Here is a 26,659-nt window from a genome sequence, read left to right as displayed (position 1 = left end):
CACTATTTTACGAGAATGCCAGCCACGTCCCATACGCCTCATGCCGACACGCTGCCCGCCCCGCTCGCGGAGCGCGTGATCGCACTCGCCGACGAAGCGGCGACCGAGGCCTTCGGCACCCGCTTCGCGCGCGCGCTCGACGCGGCGCGCAGCGAACTCGCCCATGCGCACGCGTTCAACGGGCTGCAGATCCAGCTGATCGGCGACCTCGGCGCGGGCAAGACGACCCTCGTACGCGCGATCCTGCGCGGCCTCGGCCACCCGGGGCGCGTGCGCAGCCCGACCTACACGCTCGTCGAACCGTACGCATTCGCACGCGACGACGGGGAACTCGAGGTCTATCACTTCGATCTGTATCGATTCAACGATCCGGCCGAATGGTCCGACGCAGGCTTTCGCGAGTATTTCAATTCCAGCGCGATCTGCCTTGTCGAATGGCCGCAGCAGGCGGGCCCCCTGCTCGGCGTGCCCGATCTGGTTTTCTCGCTCGACGTGGATGGCGACGGCCGCGCCCTCACCGTCCGTGCGTACAGCGCTTCAGGAAAGGCATGTCTCAAAAGATGTTGATCAAACCGTTCCGCTCGATCGAATCGGCGGCCACCGCCACGCACAACTGGCGGCGCCGCCAGATCCTGTGCGCGGGCGCGTCGACGCTGGTGCTCGGCCTCGTCGCGCCGCGGCTCGCGCACGCGTCGTCCGTGCTCGGCGTGCGTGTGTGGCCTGCGCGCGATTACACGCGCGTCACGATCGAATCCGACCAGCCGCTGCAGAATAGTCAACAGCTGTTGCAGGGGCCCGACCGGCTCGTCGTCGACCTGAACGGGCTCGATCTCGACCAGGCGCTGCGGGACCTCGTGTCGAAGATCGCGCCGAACGATCCGCAGATCCAGTCGGTGCGCGTCGGCCAGTATCAGCCGCACGTGGTGCGGATGGTGTTCGACCTGAAAGGCTCGGTGAAGCCGCAGGTGTTCACGCTGCCGCCGGTCGGCACCTACAAGTACCGGCTCGTGTTCGACCTGTATCCGGCCATCGCGCCCGATCCGCTGACCGACCTGATCGCGCAGACGGAACGCAAGGAACAGGCGCTCAACGACACCGCGCGCGCGCAGCAGGTGCAGCCGCCGAGCGCGCTGAACGGGCCGGCGACGCCGCCCGTCGCGGGCAACGACAACAGCGACGCGTTCTTCCAGCGCTTCGCGCAGAACACCCCGGCCGCGCCGCGCACGCCGCCGGCCGCCGCGACGCCGTCTTCGCCTGCCACGCCCGCGAAGCCGGCCGTCAAGCCGCCGCCCGTCATCGCGCGCCGCGACGACAGCGAAGACGACGGCGACACCTACAAGTTCACCGCGCCGAAATCCGGCAAGGGCGGCACCGTGCGCCTGCTGACGGTCGCGATCGATCCGGGCCACGGCGGCGAGGATCCGGGCGCGATCGGCGGCGGCGGCACGTACGAGAAGCACATCGCGCTCGACATCGCGAAGAAGCTGCGCGCGAAGATCGACGGCGCGCCGAACATGCGCGCGATGATGACGCGCGACGCCGACTTCTTCGTGCCGCTGAACGTGCGCGTGCAGAAGGCGCGCCGCGTCGGCGCCGACCTGTTCGTGTCGATCCACGCCGATGCGTTCACGACGCCGTCCGCGCGCGGCTCGTCGGTGTTCGCGCTGTCCGACCACGGCGCGTCGAGCGCCGCGGCGCGCTGGCTCGCGAACAAGGAGAACTCGTCCGACCTGATCGGCGGCATCAACATCAAGACCCAGGACGCGGCAGTCAGCCGCGCGCTGTTCGACATGTCGACGACCGCGCAGATCCGCGATTCGCTGCGCTACGGCAACTACGTGCTGAAGGAAGTCGGCGGCATCAACAAGCTGCACAAGGGCTCGGTCGAGCAGGCCGGGTTCGCGGTGCTGAAGGCGCCCGACATTCCGTCGATCCTCGTCGAGACGGCGTTCATCAGCAATCCGGAAGAGGAAAGCCGGCTCAACGACGACAGCTACCGCGACGAGATGGCCGACGCGATCTTCCGCGGCATCAAGCGTTACTTCGCTGCGAATCCGCCGCTCGCGAAGAGCCGGATGGCCTGACCGGCCGCCCTTCCCCGCCGCCGGCACGCGCTGCGTGCCGGCGCGTCACGACGCCGCGAAGCGGCGCGCGAGCTTCCCGCCGAACACGTTCACCGCGAGCCCGCCCATCACGAGCGCGGCGCCGATCAGCTGCGCGCCCGTCGGTTGCTCGTCGAGCAACAGCGCCGACGACGCGAGCCCGACGATCGGCACCAGCAGCGAGAACTGCGCGACCTGGGCGGCCGGATAACGCGACATCAGGCGGCTCCACAAGCCGTAGCCGACCAGCGTCGCGACGAACGCGAGATAGACGACCGCGAAGATCGACGCGCCGTTCAGCCCGAGCAGCGCGGCCTCGATCCGCTGCGGCCCCTCGAACCACAGCGACAGCAGGAAGAACGGCACCGGCGGCACGAGGCTCGCCCACACGACGAGCGACACCAGGTTGGCCTTGCCCACCTTCTTCGTGACGATATTGCCGAACGCCCACATCGCGGCCGAGCAGAGGGTCAGCAGGAAGCCCGCGAGCGTCATCGCGCGGCCGCCCTGCGCCGCGATCACAACGAGTCCGGCCGCGGCGATCGCGAGCCCGACCAGGTTCTGCACGCGCAGCCGCTCGCCGAGGAACAGCATCGCGAACACCAGCGTGAAGAACGCCTGCGACTGCAGCACGAGCGACGCGAGGCCGGCCGGCATGCCGACGTACATGCCGGTAAACAGGAACACGAACTGGCCGAGCTGGATTGTCGCGCCGTACAGGATCAGCATGCGCCACGGAATCTGCGGCCGGCGCACGAAGAACACCGCGGGCACCGCGGCGAGCGTGAAGCGCAGCGCGCCGAGCAGCATCGGCGGCATGCCGTGCAGGCCGACCTTGATCACGACGAAGTTCACGCCCCACGCCAGGATCACGACCAGCGCGAGCAGCAAGTCCTTCGGGGCCATCATCGGCGTCTCCTCGATTTTGTCGGATGGTTTGCTGAAGCCGTTCAGTCTACCGAATTTCGCCGCATGGCCCGATACCCGCGCGGCGCACATGGAATCGGCGCCAGGCACGGCGCCATCGACGCGCCGCATGACGCGTGCCTGCCCGCGGCCGCATGGCGCGGCGGGCATCCGGCGTTCCCCGTTGCACGCGTGACCGCCGTGCCGCCAGTACAATGACCGGCATTCCCGCCGTTCCCCACGAGGCCCGCCATGACCGATCCGATCAAAGCCCTGCTGAAGCCGCACATCCGCGACATCGGCAACCTGCAGGTGCGCCGCACGCTGCCCGCGCTCGCCGCACGCCTCGTCGGCCCGTTCATCTTCTTCGATCACATGGGGCCCGCGACGCTGCCGGCCGGCACCGGGCTCGACGTGCGCCCGCATCCGCATATCGGGCTCGCCACCGTCACCTACCTGTTCGACGGCGCGATCCTGCACCGCGACAGCCTCGGCTCGCTGCAGGAGATCGTGCCGGGCGACGTGAACTGGATGACGGCCGGCCGCGGCATCGTCCACTCGGAGCGCACGCCCGACGCGCAGCGCGCGAGCGGCCACACGGTGCACGGGATCCAGACCTGGGTCGCGCTGCCGGTTGCCAACGAGACCACCGAGCCGTCGTTCGAGCACCATGCGGCCGACACGCTGCCCAAGCGCGACGAGAACGGCGTGTCGCTGACGGTGATCGCCGGCGACGCGTTCGGCCTGCGCTCGCCCGTCACGACGTTCTCGCGCACGCTGTACGTCGCCGCCGAATTCGCGGCCGGCGGCCGCCTCGAACTCGACGCGTCGCACGAGGAGCGCGCGGTCTACGTGGTCGAAGGCGACCTCTCGATCGACGGCACGCCGGTGCCGGCCGAGCAGATGGCCGTGCTCGCACCGGGCGCCACCGCCACGCTCGCGAGCGGCAACGGCGCGCGCGCGATGCTGCTGGGCGGCGACAAGATCGACGGCGAGCGCTTCATCGAATGGAACTTCGTCGCCAGCAGCCGCGACGCGATCGAGCGCGCGAAACAGGCGTGGACGAACCAGGAAATGGGCAAGGTGCCCGGCGAAACCGAGTGGATTCCGCTGCCCGAGTCGAAGCCGCGTTGAAAAAGGGGCGCGCCGCCCCCATCCTGACGACATTCGAACCGAAAGAGAACGACATGGACACCACGCTTGCCACTTTCGAGAAAGACGTCATCGAGGCGTCGCTGGACACGCCCGTGCTGGTCGACTTCTGGGCGCCGTGGTGCGGCCCCTGCAAGACGCTCGGTCCGCTGCTCGAAAAGCTCGAAGCCGACTACGCAGGCCGCTGGAAGCTCGTGAAGGTGAACGTGGACGAGAACCAGGAGCTCGCCGCGCACTTCCAGACGCGCAGCATCCCGCACGTGATCGCGTTCGCCGACGGGCGCCCCGTCGACCAGTTCATCGGCGTGCTGCCGGAAGGCCAGTTGCGCGCGTTCCTCGACCGGCTGCTACCCGCGCCCGACGAAGCCGAGCGCCGCGCCGCACAATACGCGATCGCCGAATCGCGCTACGACGATGCGATCACCCACCTCGAAGCGGCGCTCGCGCTGAACCCCGGCTTCGACGACGCGCGGCTCGACCTGATCGAACTGCTGCTCGCGAACAACCAGGTGGACGCCGCGCGCGCCGAGGCCGAACGCCTGTCGCCGCAGACCGTGGAGGGCACCGATCCGCGCTACCAGGCGATCAAGACCCGTTTCGATGCGCTCGACGCGACGGCCGACCTGCCGCCGACCGACGCGCTCGAGGCGCGCATCGCGGCGAACCCCGCCGATCTCGAGGCACGCTTCGACCTCGCGCAGAGCCTGATCGCGCGCCGTGCGTACGAAGGCGCGCTCGAGCAGTTGCTGGAAATCGTGTTGCGCGACCGCGCGTATGGCGACGACCTCGGCCGCCGCACGATGATCTCGGTGTTCGAGCTGGCGGGCGATCGCCCTGAACTCGTCGCCGCGTGGCGGCGCAAGCTGAGCATGGCGCTCAACTGACGAACGATCGGCCGGGCCGCGAGGGCCCGGCCGACTCGCCTTGTCGCGCGCGGCGGGTCTGCCGCGCCGCAACATTCCTTTGCGCGTCGATCGACGCCCCGATCAACCCGCGGCCCGCGCCGCGATCGCCCGCAACGCATGCGCGGCGGCCGCGAAACCGAAGCTCGCGGTCACGCACACGCTCGAACCGAACCCCGCGCAGTTGAGCCCCGCGACATGCGCGGCGGTGGATGGCTCCGCGCCATCCTCGATGTCGCAGGCGGCCGCTTCCGGATAGATCAGCGGTTCGTCCGAATACACGGCGCTGACCTTGAAGCGTGCCTTCGGCCCGCGCGGAAAGCCGTGCTGCTTGCGCAACTGCGCACGCACCTTCGAGAGCAGCGGATCCTGGATCGTCAGCGCGAGATCGTCGATGCGGATGCGCGTCGGGTCGAGCTGCCCGCCTGCGCCGCCGACCGTGACGAGCGGCTGCCCTTTCGCGACGCACCACGCGATCAGCGCGACCTTCGTGCGCACGCTGTCGATCGCGTCGATCACGTAGTCGAAGCCGCCGCCAAGCAGCGCGTCGAAGTTGTCGGGCTCCGCGAAATCCTCGATCCGGTTCACGCGGCACGCGGGATCGATCAGCGCGATCCGCTCGGCCATCGCGTCGACCTTCGGCTTGCCGTAATTGCCGTCGAGCGCGTGGATCTGCCGGTTCGTATTGCTTTCGGCGACGTTGTCGAGATCGATCAGCGTCAGCGTGCCGATCGCGCTGCGCGCGAGCGCCTCGGCCGTCCATGACCCGACGCCGCCGATGCCGATCACGGCCACGTGCGCGCCCTCGAACGCGGCGAGCGCCGGGGCGCCGTACAGCCGCGCGATGCCGCCGAAGCGGCGCTCGCGATCCACGTCAAGCTGGATTGTCGGGGTCGGGGTAAGATCAGAGGAACTGAGCGGGGCGGTGTCGGCAGCGGACATGGCAGCAAGGAAAACGTAAGTCGAGCAGCCCTCTATTTTGCCTGAACTCCCCGCCGGCACGCGCCACTGTGCACGCACGATTCTCGCGCGTTCGCTATACTGGCCCCAGATTGAAGCGTTTGCATAACATGACGACTCTCGCCGATCTCCGCATCAACTATTCGCGTGCTTCGCTCGACGAAGCCGATGCCGCCCCCGACCCCTTCGCCCAGTTCGATCGCTGGTTCAAGGAGGCGCTCGCCGCCAAGCTCCCCGAGCCCAATACGATGACGCTCGCCACCGTCGGCGACGACGGCCGGCCGTCGGCACGCATCGTGCTCATCAAGGCTGTCGACGAACGCGGGTTCGTCTTCTTCACCAATTACGAAAGCCGCAAGGGGCGCGACCTCGCCGCCCATCCGCAAGCAGCGCTGCTGTTCTACTGGATCGAGCTCGAGCGCCAGGTGCGCATCGAGGGCCGGATCGAGAAAACCAGCGCCGACGAAAGCGACCGCTATTTCGCGTCGCGCCCGCTCGGCTCGCGCATCGGTGCGTGGGCGTCCGAGCAGAGCGCCGTGATCGACAGCCGCGCGACGCTCGAAGCGCGCGAGAAGGACGTGGCCGAACGCTACGGCGAGAACCCGCCGCGCCCGCCGCACTGGGGCGGCTATCGCGTCGTGCCCGACGCGATCGAGTTCTGGCAGGGCCGCCCGTCGCGGCTGCACGACCGCCTGCTCTATACGCGCGACGCCGCTGCGGCGTCGGGCTGGACGATCTCGCGCCTGTCGCCGTAAGCCGAACTGCGGCCGCGGTGCCGGCGCTCGCCGGCCGTGTCTCGTGTTGCATCCGGGCGCCCGCCTCGCAGGAGGCGGGCGCCGGTCAAGATACTTGGCTGTATTCGATTCAACGAACAAACGGAGAATCCAAATGTTCTGGGAAAAGAAGCTGGCACAGTGGGCGGACGAGGTACGGGCGAAAGCGAACATACCGGCGCGCCTCGTGCTGTGGAACGGCGATCAACTCGATTTCGGCACCTTCAGCGCGCCGCAGGTCACGCTGAAGGTCAACAGCGCGTCGGCGCTGCCGCTCTTGCTCGAACCGAGCCTCGACAATCTCGGCGAGGCGTACGTGAAGGGCAAGATCGACATCGAAGGCCGGCTGTCGGACATCATCAACATCAGCTATTCGCTCGCGCGCAGCACGGTCACCAGCGCGAGCAAGCTCGCGCGCGTGAGGCGCTACTTCAATCACACGAAGAACACCGACCGGAAGGCGATCCAGTATCACTACGACGTCTCGAACGAGTTCTACCAGCTGTGGCTCGACGAGAACATGGTGTACTCGTGCGCGTACTTCGAGAACGGCGACGAGGATCTCGCGACCGCGCAGATCAAGAAGATCGACCACATCCTGACCAAGATCCAGCTCGAGCCCGGCCAGCGCCTGCTCGACATCGGCTGCGGCTGGGGCGCGCTCGTGCTGCGCGCCGCGCAGAAGTTCGGCGCGACGTGCCTGGGCGTGACGCTGTCGCAGAACCAGTTCGATCTCGCGACCGCGCGCGTGAAAGCCGCCGGGCTCGAGGACAAGATCGAGATCCGCCTGCAGGACTACCGCGAGATCGACGGGCAGTTCGACCGCATCACGAGCGTCGGGATGTTCGAGCACGTCGGCCGCAAGAACCTGCCGCTCTATTTCTCGCGCGTGCACGACCTGCTGACCGACGACGGCATCGCGATGAACCACGGGATCACGTCGACCGACGCGGAAAGCGGCGAAACGGCGCTCGGCGGCGGCGAATTCATCGACCGCTACGTGTTCCCGGACGGCGAGCTGCCGCACGTCAGCCTCGCGCTCGAAGCGGCGCAGCGCGGCGGGCTCGAGGCGATTGACGTCGAAAGCCTGCGGCGGCACTATGCGCGCACGCTCGACATCTGGACCGAGAACTTCGAGGCGAAGGCGGACCAGGCGCGCGCGCTCGTCGACGACGAGAAATTCCGCATCTGGCGCGTGTACCTCGCCGGTTGCGCGTATGCGTTCGAGCACGACGACGTGTCGATCTTCCAGATCGTGTGCCGCAAGGCCGGACGCAGCGCGAAAACGCTGCCGTGGTCGCGGCGCTACATGTACGAACACACGCTGCCGCGCTAGGCGGCACTTCACGCTGGGCATGCATGGGTGACGGCAGGACGCGGCGCAACACGCCGCCGCAACGACAGCAGCGCGACGAACCGGACGAATCGCACGCCGACGGGCAGTTCGACCTGTTCGGTGGCGGTGGCGCGTCGCCCGACGACGCGCGCGCGGCTGCGCCCGCGGATGACGACAACCCTGCCGGCGCCGGCGAACGCGTGACGCCGGACGAACACGACACTGCGCGGCCGGCAAAGTCGCCCGCGCGCCCCGGCCGTGCATCGCCCCGCCCTTCCGCCGACCAGGAACCGGCGGAACCGCCCCCTGCCTCCGGCCTGCTGTGGGACGAGCCGTCTCCACCGGCCGCGCCGCCGAAGAAAAGCCGGCGCCGGCGCGGCGTGCCGCCCGCCCCGGTTTCCGCGGAAGTCGCCGCCGCCGCGGCCGCGCTGCCGCCCAATGTGCGGCTCGGCACGTCGTCGTGGTATTTCCCCGGCTGGGACGGCATCGTCTACGACGGCGATTTCGCGCAGACGAAGCTGTCGCGCGAAGGGCTCGAGGCGTACGGCGCGCATCCGCTGCTGAAGAGCGTGAGCCTCGACCGGTCGTTCTACGGGCCGCTGTCGGTGGCCGATTACCTGCGCTACGCGCAACAGGTGCCGGACGACTTCCGCTTCGTCGTGAAGGCGCCGGCGTCCGTCACCGACGCGGTCGTGCGCGGCAGGCGCGGCGAGCCGTCGGGCCCGAACCCGACCTTCCTCGACGCGCCGCTCGCGACCCGGGAATTCGTGCAGCCGTGCCTCGAAGGGCTCGGCAGGAAGGCCGGCGTGCTGGTGTTCCAGTTCTCGCCGATGCCCGATCAACTGCTCGCCGAGCCGGCCGCGCTGATCGACCGGCTGTCGGCGTTCTTCGCGGCATTGCCGCCGCTGCCGCCGGACGCCGACGGCACGCGCTACGCGATCGAGATCCGCGACGCGAGCCTGCTCACGCCGCGCTTCATCCGCGCGCTCGCGGCGCTCGGCGTGCGCTACTGCGTCGGCCTGCACGCGCGGATGCCCGACCCGCTGCGCCAGGCGGCTGCGCTCGCGCTGCTCGACGGCGATGCGCCGGGCCCGCTGATCGTGCGCTGGAGCCTGCACGGCGGCTTCAAGTACGAACAGGCGAAAGCGAAGTACGAGCCGTTCGACAAGCTCGTCGACGAGGATCCGGCCACGCGCGCGGCGCTCGCCGAGCTGGCCGCGCGCTACGCGCTGGCCGGACAGCCGGTGATCATCACGATCAACAACAAGGCGGAAGGCTCCGCGCCGCTGTCGTGCCTCGCGCTCGCGCGCGAGATCGCCGCCGCGTGCGCGCACTGGCGCAGCGAGGCGGCGTAGGGGTCGCGGCGCGGAGCCCGCGACGCTTGCGGCTGACGCGCCGATTACGCGTCGATTACGCGCCGCGCAGCGACTTCAGCCGGTGCGAGAACTTCTGGCGGAATTTCGCGAGCTTCGGCCCGATCACGACCGAGCAGTAGCCCTGCCCCGGATTGCGCGCGTAATAGTTCTGATGATAGTCCTCGGCCGGCCAGTAGTTGCCGTCGAGCGGCACGACCTGCGTGACGATCGGCTGCCCGAACACCTGCTCGCGCTCCAGTTCGCGGATCACGTCGAGCGCGACGTCGCGCTGCGCGTCGGAATGCGTAAACACGACCGACCGGTATTGTGTGCCGACGTCGTTGCCCTGCCGGTTCAGCTGGGTCGGATCGTGCGTCGCGAAGAAGATCTCGAGGATCTCGCGATAACCGATGCGCGCCGGATCGAACGTCACGTTCACGGCCTCCGCGTGACCGGTGTCGCCGTCGCAGATGTCGCGATAGCCGGGATTGCGCGTATGGCCGCCCGCATAGCCCGACTGGACGGCCGTCACGCCGTCGACGTCGAGAAACACGGCCTCCGTGCACCAGAAGCACCCGCCGCCCACAGTCGCGGTTTCAAGCATCTCGTTCACCATGAAATCATTCCCTCGTTGAAGACGGCGGCCGGCACGCAGGCGCGCGCCGGCGCCGCCGGTCCTTATCGCCGCTGCCCGGTTGCTGCCCGGTTGCTGCCCGGTTGCCCGGCGCGCAGCGGCAGCGGCAGCGGCAGCGGCAGCGGCAGCGGCAGCGGCAGCGGCAGCGGCAGCGGCAGCGGCAGCGTTCAAGTATCTCACTCGCGCGCGAATCCGGCAGAACCGCATGCGCGCCGCGCACCACCGGCTGCGCGTTTCTCGACTACACTTAGGCACGCTTCGCCGCGACGGCACACCGTCCGGCCGCACGCAGCGTCCGATGCATGCCCGCCCTGATGCCAACAACATCTGCCGGAACATCGATATGCACGCCTCAGCAGAAATCACCCGCATGACGGGCCTGACCGCCGGTGCCCCGCGCGCCGTCGCGTTCAACGCACCCTCGCCTCACCGTGCGCCCGTTGCGCCGCCTGCGCGACGATCCGGCGCACCGCGTTTCCCCGCTTTCCCGACCTGACGCACCGCACCGCGCGTCCTGCAATCGCGCGCAACCGCCGGTGCATTCCCGTCACGCAACCTGTTCGACCCGCACGCCCGCAGTGAACGGCCGTGCGCCCGTGATCCGATACAACCGAGAGAGGCACCACGATGAGCATGCGGCCTGACCCGACCTTTCACGCTTCGCCGGAACTTGCGATGCAGGCGCCGGCGGAGGAATTTGCCTATACGTTGTTGCTGAGCCCCGATTTTTCCAGGCCCGACGCGCTCGCCGTGATCGACGTGAAACCCGGCTCGGCGACCTACGGCAAGATCGTGCACACGGTGACGATGCCGAACGCCGGCGACGAATTCCACCACTTCGGCTGGAATGCGTGCTCGTCGTCGCTGTCGCCGCTGACCGGTCACGCGTTTCTCGAGCGCCGCTACCTGATCATCCCGGGCCTGCGCTCGTCGCGGATCTACGTGATCGACACGAAGCCGCACCCGACGCAGGCGCGCATCCACAAGATCATCGAGCCCGGCGAGGTGTTCGCGAAGACCGGCTATTCGCGGCCGCACACGGTTCATTGCGGCCCCGAGGGCATCTACGTGAGCACGCTCGGCGGTGCGGGCCCGGACGGCACCGACGGCGCGCCCGGCATCTTCATCATGGACTGCGAGACCTTCGACGTGCTCGGCCGCTGGGAAATCGACCGCGGCCCGCAGGACAAGCATTACGACTTCTGGTGGAACCTGCCGCGCGACTACATGGTGTCGAGCGAATGGGCGCTGCCGCCGCAATTCGAGAACGGCATCGTGCCGGAAGACCTGCTCGCGAACCGCTACGGCCACCGGCTGCATTTCTGGGACCTGCGCGCGCGGCGAAACGTGCAGACGATCGATCTCGGCGCGCAGCACCAGATGGCGCTCGAAGTGCGGCCCGCGCACGATCCGGTGCGCGAATACGGGTTCGTCGGCGTCGTGGTCGACACGACCAATCTCGAAGGGTCGATCTGGACCTGGTGGCGCGAGGACGGCCAGTTCCATGTGGAGAAGACCGCGACGATTCCGCCCGAGCCGGCCGCCGCCGACGAACTGCCGCCGCTGCTCCAGGGATTCGGCGCGGTGCCGCCGCTCGTGACCGACATCGACCTGTCGCTCGACGACCGTTTCCTGTACGTATCGTGCTGGGGCACGGGCGAGATGCGTCAGTACGACGTGTCGGATCCGCATCACCCGGTGCTCGCGGGGTCGGTGCGCATCGGCGGGATCGTGCGCCGCGCGCCGCACTCGAACGGCCGCGCGTTCGCCGGCGGCCCGCAGATGGTCGAGATCAGCCGCGACGGCCGGCGCGTGTACTGGACCAACTCGCTCTACTCGACGTGGGACGACCAGTTCTATCCGGACGGCGTGCCGGCCGCACAGGTGCTCGCGCATGCGGGGCCGGACGGCGGGCTGACGCTCGCCGACGACTACTGGGTCGAGTTCCCCGACGGCTATCGCGCGCACCAGATCCGACTGGAAGGCGGCGACTGCTCGACCGACTCGTTCTGCTATCCGTCGGTCAAGCGTTGAGCGCCGGCCTCTCCGCGCCGCTCGCGCTGTGGGCGGCCGTGCTCGCGAGCGGCGTCTATCACGGGCTCAATCCGGCGATGGGCTGGCCGCTCGCGGTGTCGAACGCGTTGATGACGCGCCGCGGCGGCGCGCTCGTCGCGGCGCTCGGCTATCTCGCGCTCGGCCATGCGCTCGCGGTATTCATGGTGATGCTGCCGTTCGGGCTGCTCGCCGCGCTGCTCGCGTGGCAGACGGCGATCCGGATCGGCGCGAGCGCGCTCGTGATCGGCTTCGGCGCGGTGCTGCTGATCCGGCGGCGCCACCCGCGTGCGCTCGCGCGGATTCCGCCCGCGCGGCTCGGGCTGTGGTCGTTCGCGGTCGCGCTCGCGCACGGCGCCGGGCTGATGCTGGTGCCGATCTATCTGGGGCTTTGCGGGCTCGACACGGACACCGGCCATCGCGCGGCGGCCACGCTCGTCGACGCGCATCTCGGGATGGCGCTCGTCGTCGCGGCCGTGCACGCGGCCGCGATGATCGGCACGGGCGGTGTGCTCGCGTGGCTCGTGTACCGCTATCTCGGGCTGAAGTTCGTCGCACGGAGCTGGTTCAACCTCGATGCGGTGTGGGCGTCGAGCCTGATCCTGACGGGTGCGCTGTCGCTCGGGCTGGCGGCGGCGCGGTAGCGCACGCCCGGCGGCTGCCGCGGCGGTCGCGCGTGATGCATGGCGTGGCGGATGGCCTGCCGCATGGGCGCGCCGCCGACCGCGCGCGATAAAACGCGCCAGAAACGCCGCCGCCGGCCCGATCGCCGCGCCGCGCGACTGTGTTCGCTATCTCACGCTGGCCCCGCAATGCACCGTCCGCACGGGCCCGGCGGTCGCGATTCCGCTAAAATCGCGCCATGCGCACCACTTCCCGACCGACCGCCCTGGCCTTGCTGCCTTTCGTCCGCCGCGCCTCCCGCACCCGCCGCGCGCCGCGCTTGTCCGTTTCGATCCGGATGGCCGCCCGATGAAGCATGCCACCCCGCCCGATTTCGACTCGGCCGCCTTTCGCCAGGCGCTCGGCCAGTTCGCGACCGGCGTCACGGTCATCACGACGCGTGCGCCGTCCGGGCAGCTGATCGGCATCACCGCGAGCTCGTTCAACTCGGTGTCGCTCGATCCGCCGCTCGTGCTGTGGAGCCTCGCGCACAAATCGGCGTCGACGCCGGTGTTCCGCAGCAACAGCCATTACGTGGTGAACGTGCTCGCGGCGTCGCAACTCGACCTGTGCAAGCGCTTCTCGACCTACAAGGGCGACCGCTTCGAAGGGATCGCGCACGCGGCCGGCAACTCAGGCATGCCGGTGCTCGACGGTGCGCTCGCGTGGTTCGAATGCCACAACCGCAGCCGCTACGACGAAGGCGACCATGTGATCTTCGTCGGCGAAGTGGAACGCTGCGGCGTGCGTGCCGTGTCGGATGCCGCTCCGCCGCTCGTGTTCCACGGCGGCGGCTTCCACGGCCTCACACCGCTTTGATCGCCCCCATGCGCGCCAGCCCGACCGGCGCGCCCGCTTCGTCCTTCAGCGTCTGCAGCACGATGTTCGAACGGATGTCCATCACGCCCGGCGCCTTGTAGAGCCGGTTCAGCACGAAATCCGAATAGTGCTTGAGGTTGTGCGCGAGCACGCGCAGCAGGTAGTGACTCTCGCCCGTCACGACGAACGCGCCGACCACCTCCGGCCATTCGCGCAGCGCCTCCGCGAAGCGCTCGTGCCATTGATTCTCTTCGTTGCGCATCGACACCTGCACGAACGCCTCGAGCTCGAAGCCGAGCTTCTCGCGGCTCAGGCACGCGCGATAGTGCTCGATCACGCCCTGCTCCTCGAGCAGGCGCATCCGGCGCAGACAGGCGGATGGCGAAAGCGAGATACGTTCCGCCAGGTCGAGATTGCTGATTCTGCCCTCTTCCTGCAGGACCGCCAGAATCCGGCAGTCGGTGGCATCGAGCGTGATCGCGTGCATTTTTGGTCCCCGTTTTCCCTCTGAGTCGAATTATCTGCCAATCGGGCGGATTGTCCATGTTTATTTCGCAAGCACTTTCTGCGAGCGTCCACCTATCATTCGAAGCATCGATTCACCGACTCGTCATGCCATGGACACACTCTGGGACATCTCGCCGCCCGTCAGCCCCGCCACCCCCGTGTGGCCGGGCGACACGCCGGTTTCCGTCGAACGCGTCTGGCGGATGGAGGCCGGCTCGCCGGTCAACGTCGCGCGCCTGACGCTGTCGCCGCATACCGGCGCGCACTGCGACGCGCCGCTCCACTACGATGCCGACGGCGCGCCGATCGGCGCGGTGCCGCTCGACACCTATCTCGGCCCGTGCCGCGTGATCCACTGCATCGGCGCGTCGCCGGTCGTGCGCCCGGCCGACCTCGAGGCCGCGCTCGCCGGCGTGCCGCCGCGCGTGCTGCTGCGCACCTATGCGCGCGCCAGCGTCGAGCAATGGGACAGCGGCTTCTGCGCGGTCGCGCCCGAGACCGTCGACCTGCTCGCCGCGCACGGCGTCAAGCTGATCGGCATCGATACGCCGTCGCTCGACCCGCAGGAATCGAAGACCATGGATGCGCATCACCGCGTGCGCGCGCACCGGATGGCGATCCTCGAAGGGATCGTGCTCGACGACGTGCCGCCCGGCGACTACGAGCTGATCGCGCTGCCGCTGAAGTTCGCGACGCTCGACGCGAGCCCCGTGCGTGCGGTGCTGCGCGCGCTGCCCGGCCGGTCCTCCTGATTCATCCAACCATCGACCCGCGGACCATTCACCCGCGAACTACTGACCCGACATCATGATCATCAAGACCCGTGAAGACGCGCTCGCCCTCGACCGCGACGACCCGCTCGCCACGCTGCACGACCAGTTCGCGCTGCCCGACGGCGTGATCTATCTCGACGGCAACTCGCTCGGCGCGCAGCCGCGCGCATCGGCCACCCGCGCGCAACAGGTGATCGGCGCCGAATGGGGCGAAGGCCTGATCCGCAGCTGGAACACCGCCGGCTGGTTCGCGCTGCCGCGCCGCCTCGGCGACAAGCTCGCGACGCTGATCGGCGGCGCGCCCGGCGAGACCGTCGTGACCGACACCATCTCGATCAACCTGTTCAAGCTGCTGTCGGCGATGCTGCGCCACCAGGCCGAACGCGCGCCGGAGCGCCGCGTGATCGTGTCGGAGCGCTCGAACTTCCCGACCGACCTGTACATCGCGCAAGGGCTGATCGAACAGCTCGGCGGCGGCTATGAGCTGCGCCTGATCGACGATCCGGCGGACCTGCCCGACGCGCTCGGCGCGGATACGGCCGTCGCGATGATCACGCACGTGAACTACCGCACCGGCTACATGCACGACATGCCGGCCGTCACGCAGCTCGTGCACGATGCGGGCGCGCTGATGCTGTGGGATCTCGCGCACTCGGCCGGCGCGGTGCCGGTCGACCTGAACGGCGCGCACGCGGACGGCGCGGTCGGCTGCACGTACAAGTACCTGAACGGCGGCCCCGGTTCGCCGGCGTTCGTGTGGGTACCGCAGCGCCATCTCGCGCATTTCTCGCAGCCGCTGTCGGGCTGGTGGGGCCACCGCGCGCCGTTCGCGATGCAGCCGGGCTTCGCGCCCGATCCGGGCATCGCGCGCTTCCTGTGCGGTACGCAGCCGATCGTGTCGATGTCGATGGTCGAATGCGGGCTCGACGTGTTCCTGCAGACCGACATGCACGCGATCCGCCGCAAGTCGCTCGCGCTGACCGACGCGTTCATCGCGCTCGTCGAAACGCGCTGCGCGGGCCTGTCGCTGAAGCTCGTCACGCCGCGCGCGCATCACCAGCGCGGCTCGCAGGCGAGCTTCGAGCATCCGCACGGCTACGAGGTGATGCAGGCGCTGATCGCGCGCGGCGTAATCGGCGACTACCGCGAGCCTTACGTGCTGCGCTTCGGCTTCACGCCGCTCTATACGCGCTTCGTCGACGTGTGGGATGCCGTCGAGACGCTGCGCGACATCCTCGCCACCGACGCGTGGAAGGCGCCCGAGTTCGCCGAGCGCGGCGCGGTGACCTGACCGCTTCCTGCCCGGCGCGCGCCGCCCCGACGTGCGGATTGCGCGCCGCGCCCCGTCATTCCAATCTGGAGAAAGTCGTGAATTCTGGTCATATTCAGCCACCCGGCGACGATGCGCCGGCGGGCTGCCCGTTCTCGGGCGCACGCGCGGCCCAACCGGCTCATGAAGCGCCGCACGTGCCCGGCGAAGCCACCGCTCAAGCCGGCTGGCACGATGCGCAGCTCGATTTCTCGAAGTCGATGAGCTACGGCGACTACCTGTCGCTGAATGCGATCCTCGACGCGCAGCATCCGCTGTCGCCCGATCACAACGAGATGCTGTTCATCATCCAGCATCAGACGAGCGAGCTGTGGATGAAGCTCGCGCTGTTCGAGCTGCGCGGCGCGCTCGACGCGGTGCGCGGCGACGCGCTGCCGCCCGCGTTCAAGATGCTCGCGCGCGTGTCGCGGATCCTCGAGCAACTCGTGCAGGCGTGGAACGTGCTGTCGACGATGACGCCGTCCGAGTATTCGGCGATGCGGCCGTATCTCGGCCAGTCGTCGGGCTTCCAGTCGTACCAGTACCGGCAGCTCGAATTCCTGCTCGGCAACAAGAACGCGCAGATGCTGCAGCCGCATGCGCACCGGCCCGACATCCTCGAACAGGTGCGCGCGACGCTCGAGGCGCCGTCGTTCTACGACGAGGTCGTGCGCCTGCTCGCGCGGCGCGGCTTCCCGATCGCGCCCGAACGGCTCGAGCGCGACTGGACGCAGCCGATGCGTCACGACGAAACGGTCGAGGCCGCATGGCTCGAGGTCTATCGTCACCCGCAGCAGCACTGGGAGCTCTACGAGATGGCCGAGGAACTCGTCGATCTCGAGGATGCGTTCCGCCAGTGGCGCTTCCGTCACGTGACGACCGTCGAGCGCATCATCGGCTTCAAGCAGGGCACCGGCGGCACGAGCGGCGCGCCGTATCTGCGCAAGATGCTCGACGTCGTGCTGTTCCCCGAGCTCTGGCACGTGCGCACCACGCTGTAACGCAACGCCTCGCGCCCGCGCGTCACGACGACGTGCGGGCCAGCGCCTCCCCTTCGCGCGGCAACGCGCGTTCGTGCGCGAGCCGCGGAATGTGCCGCCGCAGCCTGCGCGGCCGGCGCGCGCAAGGGCCGGGCACGCACGGGATCGGTCTCGCGCCGTCCGCGCACGGATCCGACGCCGACGAGGTCGCCGCGTGTCCGACGCGCCGACGCGCCGACGTGCCGACGTGCCGACGGGACGATCGCCGGCATATCGCCATATCGTTGCGGCACCGCACCATCCGCTGCGCACGCTCACCGCGTTCCGACAGCGCCTCGGCATCCTGCCGGGGCCGGTCGGCAAGCTCGCTGCTCGACGAACTCGTCGCATCGATGCACGACGGACGCTGACGCCTCCCGCCGTCCGCCCTCCGCCCTCCGCCCTCCGCCCTCCGCCGTCCGCCCTCCGCCCTCCGCCTTCCACCTTCCACCTTCCCCCTTCCTCCTTCCTCCTTCCTCCTTCCTCCTTCCTCCTTCCTCCTTCCACCTTCCACCCCCGCTTCCGCCCTGTCCACGCGCCGCCGCAGCGCACCATCGAAATGCCGTGTCCGCGCCTTGACTTTCGCTCGCCCGAATACGATCATTCGCTCACACAAAGAGCAAATGATCGTATTCGACAGGAAAAACTGGCACGAACAGGAGACACCGGATGAGCGAATCGCCCTCCGCCCACGCGCCCGTGCTGCTGCACATCGGCGCAGGCTCGTTCCACCGCGCGCACCAGGCGTGGTATCTGCATCGCGTGAATGCGGCCGTACCGGCCGACGAACGCTGGTCGCTGACCGTCGGCAACATCCGCGACGACATGCGCGCGACGATGGACGCGCTCGCCGCGCAGCACGGCGCCTACACGCTCGAAACCGTCACGCCGCAGGGCGAGCGCGCGTACGAGACGGTCCGCGCGATCTCGCGCGTGCTGCCGTGGTCGATCGATCTCGCCGCGCTGATCGACGCCGGCGCCGACCCGGCGTGCCGGATCGTGTCGTTCACCGTCACCGAAGGCGGCTACTACCTCGACGAACACGACCGGCTCGACCTCGCGAACGCCGATCTCGCGGCCGACCTGCAGGGCGCGCGCACGACGCTGTACGGCGCGCTCGCGGCGCTGCTCGCCGAACGCGCGAAACGCGGCGCGGGCCCGCTCACGCTGCAGAGCTGCGACAACCTGCGCAACAACGGCGCGCGCTTTCGCGCGGGCATGCGCGAATTCCTCGAACGGCGCGGCGAAGCCGATCTGCTCGCGTGGTTCGAAGCAAACGTCGCGACACCGAGCGCGATGGTCGACCGCATCACGCCGCGCCCGACCGCCGACGTGCGCGAACGGGTGCGCGCGGCAACCGGCGTCGACGACGCGTGTCCGGTGATGGGCGAGTCGTTCATCCAGTGGGTGATCGAGGACCGCTTCGCGGCGGGCCGGCCGCGCTGGGAGCTGGCCGGCGCGGAACTGGTCGACGACGTGCATCCGTACGAGGAAGCAAAGATCCGCATCCTCAACGCGACGCACAGCTGCATCGCATGGGCCGGCACGCTCGCGGGCCACACGTACATCCACGAAGGCACGCACGACGCGGCGATCCGCCGCTTCGCGCACGACTACGTGACGCAGGACGTGATCCCGTGTCTCAGCCCGAGCCCGCTCGACCTCGAACGCTACCGCGACGTCGTGCTCGAACGTTTCGGCAATCCGTACGTGCTCGACACGAACCAGCGCGTCGCGGCCGACGGCTTCTCGAAGATTCCCGGCTTCATCGCGCCGACGCTCGTCGAATCGTTCGCACGCGGCGCGGCGCCGGTCGCCACCGCCGTGCTGCCGGCGCTGTTCCTGCGCTTTCTCGAACGCTGGGCGCGCGGCTTGCTGCCGTATGCGTACCAGGACGGCGTGATGGACGACGGCGCCGCGCGGGCGATCGTCGAGGCCGACGACCCGGTCGTCGCGTTGTGCGCGAGCCGCGCGCTGTGGGGCTCGCTCGCCGGCAACGCGGCGTTGTTCGACGCGCTGCGCGCCGGGCTCGCGCGCGTCGACGCATGGCTCGCGCAGCGTTGACGCGCGGCGGCCCGCGGCCGCGCAGCCGGCCGCCCGCGAGCGGCCGCGCATCCGGGCGAACCTGCGTTGGCAGGCGCGCGTGCGTGCGGCTAAAGTAGCGGCTCCTCACTGACGGAACGGATCGCTCATGTATCTCGGCATCGACCTCGGCACCTCGGAAGTGAAGGTGCTGCTGCTTGCTCCGGACGGCACCGTGGTCGGCACCGCCGGCACGCCGTTCAGCGTGTCGCGGCCGCACCCGCGCTGGGCGGAACAGCATCCGGACGACTGGTGGCAAGGCACGCTCGCCGCGCTCGCGGCGCTGCGCGAACGGCATCCGCAGGCCTTCGCGCAGGTGCGCGGGATCGGCCTGTCCGGCCAGATGCACGGCGCGGTACTGCTCGGCCGCGACGATCGCGTGCTGCGCCCCGCGATCCTGTGGAACGACATGCGCAGCGCCGACGAATGCGCGCTGCTCACCGAACGCGCGCCCGATCTCCACGCGCTGGCCGGCAACCTCGCGATGCCCGGCTTCACCGCGCCGAAACTGCTGTGGGTCGCGAAGCACGAACCCGACGTGTTCGCCGCAACGGCCTGCGTGCTGATGCCGAAGGACTACCTGCGCTTCCGGCTCACCGGCGCGAAGGTGTCCGATCCGTCCGACGCGGCCGGCACGTTGTGGCTCGACGTCGCGCGCCGCGACTGGTCCGACGCGCTGCTCGCCGCGTGCGACATGACGCGCGACCAGATGCCCCGCATCGTCGAAGGCAATGCGCCGTCCGGCACGCTGCGCGCCGACGTCGCGCGCGAACTCGGGCTGTCGGAGGCCGTCGTGGTCGCGGGCGGCGGCGGCGACAACGCGACGAGCGCACTCGGCATCGGCGCGATCCACGCGGGCGACGGCTTCGTGTCGCTCGGCACGTCGGGCGTGCTGAGCGTGGTCGGCGACCGCTTCATGCCGAATCCGGCATCGGCCGTGCATGCGTTCTGCCACGCGATTCCCGATCGCTGGCAACTGATGAGCGTCGTGCTGTCGGCCGCGAGCTGCCTGCGCTGGGTCTGCAAGCTGACGGGCACCGACGAGCCGGCGCTGCTCGCCGAAATCGCGGCGCTCGACGCGGACGCGCTCGCGACGGCGCCGCTGTTCCTGCCCTACCTGTCCGGCGAACGCACGCCGCACAACGATCCGTATGCGCAGGGCGTGTTCTTCGGGATGACGCATGCGACCGAGCGCGCGCATCTCGGCTACGCGGTGCTCGAAGGCGTGACGCTCGGCCTCGCGGACGGCCTCGACGCGCTGCACGCGGCCGGCGTCGAAACCGACCGGCTGTCGCTGATCGGCGGCGGCGCGCGCAGCGCGTTCTGGGCGCAGCTGATCGCCGACGCGCTGAACGTGCGCACCTGCCAGCACGGCGGCGGCGAAACGGGTGCGGCACTCGGCGCCGCGCGGCTGGGCTGGCTCGCCGTCGGCGGCGATCCGCAGGTCGTGCTGACCAAGCCGCCGGTGCGCGCCGAATACGTGCCCGACGCCGCGCGTCATGCGCTGCTGCGCGAGCGCCTCGACGCGTTCCGCGCGCTGTATCGCCACGTACGCCCGCTTTACGAACCGTCGCGCGCGCGGCTCGCGTAAGCGGCGACGCATGGCGGCCGTCGGCCGCGCGCCCCGCATGCGTTACAGTGGATGCCGTTGCGCCGCCCGACGGCCGGCCCAGATCCGAACCGAACCGCTATCGTGTCCAAGTCCTCAGAAAAACTCGATCTCGCCACGCGTGCCGCGTGGCTCTACTACGTCGCGGGCGACACGCAGAACGAAATCGCCGAGAAGCTGCAGGTGTCGCGCCCGGTCGCGCAGCGCCTCGTCGCGTTCGCGGTCGAGAAGAACCTGATCCGCGTGCGCGTCGATCACCAGCTCGCCGACTGCCTCGAGCTCGGCGCCCAGCTGTCGAAACGCTACGGGCTCGCGATGTGCGAAGTCGTGCCCGTCGATGCCGATGCGGCCGAAGCGATCGACCGCAAGCTCGCGGTCGCCGGCGCGCAGGTGATGGAGCGCTACCTGAACGAGACGCGGCCGATGGTGATCGCCGTCAGCAGCGGCCGGACGCTGAAGGCGGCGGTCGCGCAGATCGCGCAGATCGAGCGGCCGCAGCACCGGCTCGTGTCGATGGTCGGCGCGATCGCCGCCGACGGCTCGTCGAACCGCTACGACGTCGCGCAGTACATCTCCGAGAAAACCGGCGGCAAGCACTTCCTGCTGCCCGCGCCGCTGTTCGCCGACAGCGACGCCGAGCGCGCGCAATGGTGCAATCACCGGCTGTACCGGATCGTCGACGCGCTGTCGGCGCAGGCCGACGTCGCGTTCGTCGGGATCGGCAACATCGGCCCGCACTGCCCGCTCTACGAGGACGGCTTCATCACCGAACAGGAACGCGACGAGATGACCGCGCTCGGCGCGGTGGCCGAACTGCTCGGTGTGCCGATCGATGCGCGGGGCCGGCTCGTCGACGTGTCGACGAGCGCGCGCGTGACGAGCGTCGCGCTCGACGCGCCGCCGAAGCGCCCGACGATCGCGTTCGCGGGCGGCCCGAAGAAGCACGACGCGGTGATCGCCGCGCTGCGCGGCGGCTGGCTGTCGGGGCTCGTCACCGACGAAACCTGCGCGCGCGCGGCGCTCGACGCGAAGGCGGCCTGACGCCGCCGCACGCTCACGCGGCCGCGCGCGGCGCCGGAAACGCATGCCGGCGCGCGCGCCATGCGCCGAGCCACGCCGCCGCCAGCAACGCGACGAGCACCCACGGAATCGCGCCCGCGCCCGTCGCGCCGAGCAGCATCCCGCCCGCGATGCCGCCGCCCGCGATCGCGAGATTCCACACCGTCACGAGCATCGACTGCGCGACGTCGGCCGCATCGCCCGCCGCGTTCGCGGTGGCCGTCTGGAACAGCGTCGGCGCGCCGCCGAACGCGAGCCCCCACAGCGCGACACCCGCATAAACGATCGTCATCCCGGACCCGGCACCGAGCATCGCCGCCGCAAGCGCGAACAGCGCGATGCTCGCGAGCGTCAGCCGCCGCTGCGCGGCGCCGATCCATGCGCCCGTCAGCGCGATGCCGACCAGCGACGCGATACCGAACACGAACAGCACCGCATCGACCTGCGCGCCCATCCGCACGCCCGCAAGGAACGGCGCGACGTACGTGTACAGCATGTTGTGCGCCAACACATAGGCAAACATCACGATCAGCACCGGCCGCACGCCGGGCAGTGCGATCACGCCGAGCACCGGATCGCGGACGCCGGCAGGCTGCCCCGGATAGTCGGGCACGCGCAGCCGGATCCAGCCGATCAGCGCGAGCGCCGCGACCGTGATGCCCGCGAACGCGATGCGCCAGCCGAACATCGCGCCGAGCGCGGTGCCGGCCGGGATGCCGATCGACATCGCGACCGGCGCGCCGACCATCGCGACCGCGATCGCCCGGCCGCGCAGCGATGCGTCGACCATCCGGCTCGCATAGCCGGCCAGCAGCGCCCACAACAGCCCGGCCGACATGCCCGCGACGAAGCGCGCGGCGAGCGTGAGCGCGTAATACGGCGACGCGGCCGTCAGCGCATTCGACACGACGAACCCGCCAAGCGCCGCGAGCAGCAGCCGGCGCCTGCGCATCGCGCGCGTCGCGGCGACGAGCGGGATCGCCGCGACGATCGAGCCGAGCGCGTAGACGGTCACGAGCTGGCCGATCAACGCCTCGGTCACGCGCAGGTCGACGCTCATCAGCGGGAGCAGGCCGGCCGGCAACGCTTCGGTGAGGATCGTGATGAACCCGGCGGTGGCGAGCGCCAGCAGGTTCGCGACCGGCAGGCGTTCGCGCACCTGTGCGGACAGAGCGGACGCAGGGTCGGCGACGCGGTCGGTGGCGCGGTCGGAAGCGCGGTCGGGAACGCGGTCGGCGACGCGGTCGGCGACGCGGTCGGAAACGCGGTCGGGAACGGATACGCACTCGCTCATGCCGCGCTCCGGTCGTCGACGCCATACACCGCGTCTCGCACGTCGGTGACGATCCGTCCGTGCATCCCTTCGTACAACGTATTGGTCAGCGCGACGACCGTCAGCCCGGCCGCGCGGTCGACGAACCACGCATGCCCGTACGCACCGCCCCAGCGCCACGTGCCGACCGACTCCGGCGACTGCGCGGCCGCCGGATCGCGCAGCACCGAAAAGCCGAGCCCGAAACCGAATCCCGGCGCGTCCGGCAAGTCGTGCGCGCCCGGTTGCACGCGCGACATCTCGTCGATCCAGCGGCGCGCGAGCCAGCCGTCGCGGCCGGTGCGCAACGCATCGAGCAGCGTCATGCAGTCGCGCGCGGTGCCCACCATTCCCGCGCCGCCCGACGGCCACGCGGCCGCGTCGAACGCGCGCGCCGGCGCGAAGCGGATGCCGACCGTGCCGTCGTACACCGGCGCGAGATCGTCGTCGGCCATCCGCCGCGGCGCACCCGGCGTGCTGACGTACGGCGTCGCGAAGCGCGCGGCGTCGCGCGAGAAGAACGCGGTGTCGGTCATCCCGAGCGGCGTCGTGACGAGCGCGGCCACGGCTTCGGCGAGCGGCCGGCCGTCGACCGCCTCGATCAGCGCGCCGACCACGTCGGTCGCGAGCGAGTAGTCCCACGACGTGCCGGGTGCGAACCGCAGCGGCACGCCGGCGATGCGCCGCACGTTCTCCGCGAGCGACAGGTCCGCGCGGTCCATCCCGTCGGACACGCCGGCACGCGCATACGGGCCGTCGGCGTCGGCTTCGAGGAAGCGATAGCCGAGCCCGGCCGTATGCGACAGCAGATGACGCAACGTGATGTCGGCCGGCGTGCCGTCGGGCAGCGTCGGCCGGAACGCAGGCAACCAGCGCGCGACCGGCTCGTCGAGCCCGATGCGCCCCGCTGCGACCAGCCGCATCGCGGCGGCCGTCACGATCGGCTTCGATACCGATGCGAGCCGGAACAGCGCGTCCTCGCGCATCGGCGTGCCGGCCTCGCGATCGGCCAGACCGGCCGCGCGCGCATAGCGAAGTTGGCCGTCGCGGGCGACCAGCACGACCGCGCCGACCACGCGCGCATCGGCCAGCGCGCGATCGAGCGCGGCGTCGAGCCGGTCGCGCAGCGCGTCGTCCGGTTCGGCGCGGCGGGCGGTGACAGGCAGGGATGACATGGCGTGACCTCGAACAGTGAAGGAACGCCCATCGTAGGGAGCCGGCGCGAGAAGAAAAACCGGGTTAGAGTTCCGGACACTCCGGACATCGATGTCCGCAATCGGGAACCTGCATGGAAAATCTTGGCGGTTTCGTCGTGTTCGTCCAGGTCGCGGAAACGCGCAGTTTCGTCGCGGCCGGCCGCGCGCTCGGGCTGTCGGCGTCGGCGATCGGCAAGCGCATCGCGCGGCTCGAGGCGCGGCTGAACGTGCGCCTCTTTCACCGCAGCACGCGCAGCATCACGCTGACCGCGGAAGGCACGCGCTTCCTGGAACGGTGCCGGCGCGTGATCGCCGAGATCGACGCGGCCGAGCAGGAACTGACGCACAGCGCCGAAGCGCCGCGCGGGCGCCTGCGCGTGAGCCTGCCGACGATCGGCACGCTGCTGCTGCCGCTGCTCGCCGATTTCATGGCCGCGTATCCGGAGATCGAACTCGACATCGATTTCAGCGACCGCCTCGTCGACGTCGTCGAAGAAGGCTTCGACGCGGTGCTGCGCACCGGCCAGCCGACGGATTCGCGGCTGTCGTCGCGGCTGCTCCGCCATTTCCGCCAGCACCTCGTCGCGTCGCCCGACTACCTCGTGCGGCACGGCACGCCGCGCACGCCGGCCGATCTCGCGCAGCACCGCTGCCTGCACTACCGCTTTCCGAGCAGCGGCAAGCTCGAGACCTGGCCGCTGCGCGTGCCGCACGCGAGTACGCCGCCCGAGGTGCCGGTCGCGATGGTCAGCAACAGCGCGGAAGCGCGCCTGTGCTTCACGCTGCGCGGGCTCGGCATCGCATGCCTGCCCGAGTTCCTCGTGCGCGACGCGCTCGACGACGGCACGCTGTGCGCGGTGCTCGACGAACACGTCGCGAGTTGCACGCCGATCTACGTCCTGTGGCCGTCAGGCCGCCATCCGACGCCGAAACTGCGTGCCTTCGTCGATTACATGGCCGAGCACCTGCGGCGCTGACCGGCGCGCGCCCTCACGCCGCCTTCGCGTGCGCGCTCAAGCGCCGGAACGCCTGGCCTTGCTCGTCGAACAGGTGGCAGTGCTCGGCCTGCGCATGCACGTGCAGCGCCTCGCCGGTGCGGTACGTATCGAGCGGCGGAATCCGCGCGATCAGCCCGTCCGGCGCGACGGCCGATTCCGCATACAGGTACGCGGCGTCGCCGAGCGATTCGACGGCCATCGTCCGCGCGGCCACGCCGGTCTCCGCCTGCCCCACCATCAGATGCTCGGGCCGCACGCCGACGGTCACCGCCGCGCCGCGCAGCAGCCCTGCCGCCTCGACCGCGACGCGCTGCGTCTCGCCGCTGCCGAAGCGCACCAGCACGCCGGCCGCGTCGACCGACTCGACGGTGCCTTTCAGGAAGTTCATCTTCGGCGAGCCGATGAAACCCGCGACGAACTGGTTGGCCGGCGCGTGGTACAACGCGTTCGGCGTGCCGACCTGCTGCACCGCGCCGCCCGACAGCACGACGATCTTGTCGGCGAGCGTCATCGCCTCGACCTGGTCGTGCGTCACGTAGATCATCGTGGTCTTCAGCTCGTCGTGCAGCCGCGCGAATTCCAGCCGCATCTTCACGCGCAGCGCCGCGTCGAGGTTCGACAACGGCTCGTCGAACAGGAATACCTTCGGCTTGCGCGTGATCGCGCGGCCGATCGCGACGCGCTGCCGCTGGCCGCCCGACAGCTGCTTCGGCTTGCGGTCGAGCAGGTGATCGATGTGCAGGATCTTCGCGGCCTGCTTCACCGCCTGGTCGATCTCGGGCTTCTTCGCGCCGGCGAGCTTCAGGCCGAACGCCATGTTGTCGTACAGCGTCATGTGCGGGTACAGCGCATACGACTGGAACACCATCGCGATGCCGCGCTTCGCGCTCGGCACGTCGTTGACCTTCGCGCCGTCGATCAGCAGGTCGCCGCTCGAGATGTCCTCGAGCCCGGCGATCATTCGCATCAGGGTGGATTTGCCGCAGCCGCTCGGCCCGACGAACACGACGAATTCGCCGTCGGCGATGTCGAGGTTCACGTTGCGCAGCACTTCGGTGTCGTCGTAGCGCTTCGCGATGTTGCGCAGGAGCACGCTTGCCATGGTCTGTCTCCGTTCGTTCGTGATGCGCCGCGTTAAAAG

Annotated in this window: 24 protein-coding genes; 17 read left to right on the top strand and 7 right to left on the bottom strand. The window is 69.8% G+C overall.

Annotation, left to right across the window (positions count from 1 at the left end; translation table 11 throughout):
• Positions 1-15 precede the first annotated feature (15 nt).
• Complete coding sequence (gene tsaE, locus U4Y91_RS08175) at positions 16-567, top strand: tRNA (adenosine(37)-N6)-threonylcarbamoyltransferase complex ATPase subunit type 1 TsaE (RefSeq protein WP_321804662.1); 552 nt, start codon at positions 16-18, stop codon at positions 565-567.
• Positions 549-2,084: an N-acetylmuramoyl-L-alanine amidase gene (locus tag U4Y91_RS08170; protein ID WP_321804661.1), complete on the top strand. Its 1,536-nt coding sequence runs from the start codon at positions 549-551 to the stop codon at positions 2,082-2,084. The genes tsaE and U4Y91_RS08170 overlap by 19 nt, the downstream gene beginning before the upstream one ends.
• A 45-nt stretch (positions 2,085-2,129) precedes the next feature.
• Here the strand turns inward: U4Y91_RS08170 and U4Y91_RS08165 are convergent, their stop codons facing one another.
• On the bottom strand, positions 2,130-3,008 hold the full coding sequence (locus U4Y91_RS08165; RefSeq protein ID WP_321804786.1) for an EamA family transporter: 879 nt from the start codon (positions 3,006-3,008) through the stop codon (positions 2,130-2,132).
• Between the two features lie 252 nt (positions 3,009-3,260).
• Here U4Y91_RS08165 and U4Y91_RS08160 point away from each other — a divergent pair, with 252 nt between their 5' ends.
• Together U4Y91_RS08160 and trxA are read left to right on the top strand one after the other, a co-directional pair.
• Positions 3,261-4,142 carry a pirin family protein gene (locus U4Y91_RS08160; RefSeq protein ID WP_321804660.1) on the top strand — a complete coding sequence of 294 codons (882 nt, stop codon included), beginning with the start codon at positions 3,261-3,263 and terminating at the stop codon, positions 4,140-4,142.
• Between the two features lie 53 nt (positions 4,143-4,195).
• Positions 4,196-5,044 (top strand): thioredoxin, encoded by an 849-nt coding sequence (gene trxA / locus U4Y91_RS08155; RefSeq protein WP_321804659.1) that lies wholly within the window; start codon positions 4,196-4,198, stop codon positions 5,042-5,044.
• A 102-nt stretch (positions 5,045-5,146) separates the two neighbouring features.
• Here the strand turns inward: trxA and tcdA are convergent, their stop codons facing one another.
• Complete coding sequence (gene tcdA, locus U4Y91_RS08150) at positions 5,147-6,004, bottom strand: tRNA cyclic N6-threonylcarbamoyladenosine(37) synthase TcdA (protein ID WP_044848556.1); 858 nt, start codon at positions 6,002-6,004, stop codon at positions 5,147-5,149.
• Positions 6,005-6,132: 128 nt separating this feature from the next.
• On the opposite strand from tcdA, the gene pdxH reads away from it, so the two are divergent.
• The 3 genes from pdxH to U4Y91_RS08135 all read left to right on the top strand — a co-directional run bounded on the left by pdxH (position 6,133) and on the right by U4Y91_RS08135 (position 9,486).
• Positions 6,133-6,777 carry a pyridoxamine 5'-phosphate oxidase gene (gene pdxH / locus U4Y91_RS08145; protein WP_321804658.1) on the top strand — a complete coding sequence of 215 codons (645 nt, stop codon included), beginning with the start codon at positions 6,133-6,135 and terminating at the stop codon, positions 6,775-6,777.
• 133 nt (positions 6,778-6,910) lie between these two features.
• A complete protein-coding gene (locus tag U4Y91_RS08140) occupies positions 6,911-8,131 on the top strand; it encodes a cyclopropane-fatty-acyl-phospholipid synthase family protein (RefSeq protein WP_321804657.1) in 1,221 nt (406 codons plus the stop codon).
• A gap of 23 nt (positions 8,132-8,154) precedes the next feature.
• A complete protein-coding gene (locus U4Y91_RS08135; protein WP_321804656.1) occupies positions 8,155-9,486 on the top strand; it encodes a DUF72 domain-containing protein in 1,332 nt (443 codons plus the stop codon).
• A 55-nt stretch (positions 9,487-9,541) separates the two neighbouring features.
• Here U4Y91_RS08135 and msrA read toward each other — a convergent pair whose 3' ends face one another.
• Positions 9,542-10,102 carry a peptide-methionine (S)-S-oxide reductase MsrA gene (gene msrA, locus U4Y91_RS08130; protein ID WP_321804655.1) on the bottom strand — a complete coding sequence of 187 codons (561 nt, stop codon included), beginning with the start codon at positions 10,100-10,102 and terminating at the stop codon, positions 9,542-9,544.
• A 645-nt stretch (positions 10,103-10,747) separates the two neighbouring features.
• Between msrA and U4Y91_RS08125 the strand changes: the two genes are divergently transcribed.
• The 3 genes from U4Y91_RS08125 (at position 10,748) to U4Y91_RS08115 (ending at position 13,654) form a co-directional block, all read left to right on the top strand.
• On the top strand, positions 10,748-12,154 hold the full coding sequence (locus tag U4Y91_RS08125) for a selenium-binding protein SBP56-related protein (RefSeq protein ID WP_321804654.1): 1,407 nt from the start codon (positions 10,748-10,750) through the stop codon (positions 12,152-12,154).
• Entirely contained in the window at positions 12,151-12,816 is a 666-nt protein-coding gene (locus U4Y91_RS08120) for a hypothetical protein (protein ID WP_321804653.1), read from the top strand. The genes U4Y91_RS08125 and U4Y91_RS08120 overlap by 4 nt, the downstream gene beginning before the upstream one ends.
• Positions 12,817-13,144: 328 nt before the next feature.
• The gene (locus U4Y91_RS08115) at positions 13,145-13,654 is read left to right on the top strand and encodes a flavin reductase family protein (protein WP_044844459.1); all 510 of its coding nucleotides are present in this window, start codon (positions 13,145-13,147) and stop codon (positions 13,652-13,654) included.
• Here U4Y91_RS08115 and U4Y91_RS08110 read toward each other — a convergent pair.
• Positions 13,641-14,141: an Lrp/AsnC family transcriptional regulator gene (locus tag U4Y91_RS08110; RefSeq protein ID WP_044844460.1), complete on the bottom strand. Its 501-nt coding sequence runs from the start codon at positions 14,139-14,141 to the stop codon at positions 13,641-13,643. The two genes, U4Y91_RS08115 and U4Y91_RS08110, sit on opposite strands and share 14 nt — an antisense overlap.
• A gap of 130 nt (positions 14,142-14,271) precedes the next feature.
• Here U4Y91_RS08110 and kynB point away from each other — a divergent pair, with 130 nt between their 5' ends.
• From kynB to U4Y91_RS08080, 6 genes are all read left to right on the top strand, one after another.
• Positions 14,272-14,913, top strand: coding sequence for an arylformamidase (gene kynB, locus U4Y91_RS08105; RefSeq protein ID WP_321804652.1), 642 nt, complete (start codon positions 14,272-14,274; stop codon positions 14,911-14,913).
• A 55-nt stretch (positions 14,914-14,968) separates the two neighbouring features.
• Positions 14,969-16,225: a kynureninase gene (gene kynU / locus U4Y91_RS08100; RefSeq protein ID WP_415750451.1), complete on the top strand. Its 1,257-nt coding sequence runs from the start codon at positions 14,969-14,971 to the stop codon at positions 16,223-16,225.
• Positions 16,226-16,317: 92 nt separating this feature from the next.
• A complete protein-coding gene (kynA, locus tag U4Y91_RS08095; RefSeq protein ID WP_257775616.1) occupies positions 16,318-17,244 on the top strand; it encodes a tryptophan 2,3-dioxygenase in 927 nt (308 codons plus the stop codon).
• Between the two features lie 687 nt (positions 17,245-17,931).
• The gene (dalD, locus tag U4Y91_RS08090; RefSeq protein ID WP_321804651.1) at positions 17,932-19,326 is read left to right on the top strand and encodes a D-arabinitol 4-dehydrogenase; all 1,395 of its coding nucleotides are present in this window, start codon (positions 17,932-17,934) and stop codon (positions 19,324-19,326) included.
• A gap of 127 nt (positions 19,327-19,453) precedes the next feature.
• Positions 19,454-20,935 (top strand): xylulokinase, encoded by a 1,482-nt coding sequence (gene xylB / locus U4Y91_RS08085; RefSeq protein ID WP_321804650.1) that lies wholly within the window; start codon positions 19,454-19,456, stop codon positions 20,933-20,935.
• A gap of 51 nt (positions 20,936-20,986) precedes the next feature.
• Positions 20,987-21,994 (top strand): sugar-binding transcriptional regulator, encoded by a 1,008-nt coding sequence (locus U4Y91_RS08080; protein ID WP_321804649.1) that lies wholly within the window; start codon positions 20,987-20,989, stop codon positions 21,992-21,994.
• A 13-nt stretch (positions 21,995-22,007) separates the two neighbouring features.
• Here the strand turns inward: U4Y91_RS08080 and U4Y91_RS08075 are convergent, their stop codons facing one another.
• The gene (locus tag U4Y91_RS08075; protein WP_321804648.1) at positions 22,008-23,306 is read right to left on the bottom strand and encodes an MFS transporter; all 1,299 of its coding nucleotides are present in this window, start codon (positions 23,304-23,306) and stop codon (positions 22,008-22,010) included.
• Positions 23,303-24,499, bottom strand: a complete 1,197-nt coding sequence (locus tag U4Y91_RS08070) for a serine hydrolase domain-containing protein (RefSeq protein WP_321804647.1) — start codon at positions 24,497-24,499, stop codon at positions 23,303-23,305. Before U4Y91_RS08070 ends, U4Y91_RS08075 begins: the two co-directional genes overlap by 4 nt.
• Before the next feature lie 113 nt (positions 24,500-24,612).
• Between U4Y91_RS08070 and U4Y91_RS08065 the strand changes: the two genes are divergently transcribed.
• Positions 24,613-25,497 carry a LysR family transcriptional regulator gene (locus tag U4Y91_RS08065; protein ID WP_321804646.1) on the top strand — a complete coding sequence of 295 codons (885 nt, stop codon included), beginning with the start codon at positions 24,613-24,615 and terminating at the stop codon, positions 25,495-25,497.
• 13 nt (positions 25,498-25,510) lie between these two features.
• Here U4Y91_RS08065 and U4Y91_RS08060 read toward each other — a convergent pair whose 3' ends face one another.
• Positions 25,511-26,620 carry a sn-glycerol-3-phosphate ABC transporter ATP-binding protein UgpC gene (locus U4Y91_RS08060; RefSeq protein ID WP_321804645.1) on the bottom strand — a complete coding sequence of 370 codons (1,110 nt, stop codon included), beginning with the start codon at positions 26,618-26,620 and terminating at the stop codon, positions 25,511-25,513.
• Positions 26,621-26,659 lie beyond the last annotated feature (39 nt).

Origin of the sequence: Burkholderia sp. BCC1993 (assembly GCF_905339865.1) — a bacterium.
Taxonomy (GTDB): Bacteria; Pseudomonadota; Gammaproteobacteria; order Burkholderiales; family Burkholderiaceae; genus Burkholderia.
Note: the sequence above shows the minus strand (reverse complement) of the source record. Positions and strands in the feature narration are given on the sequence as shown.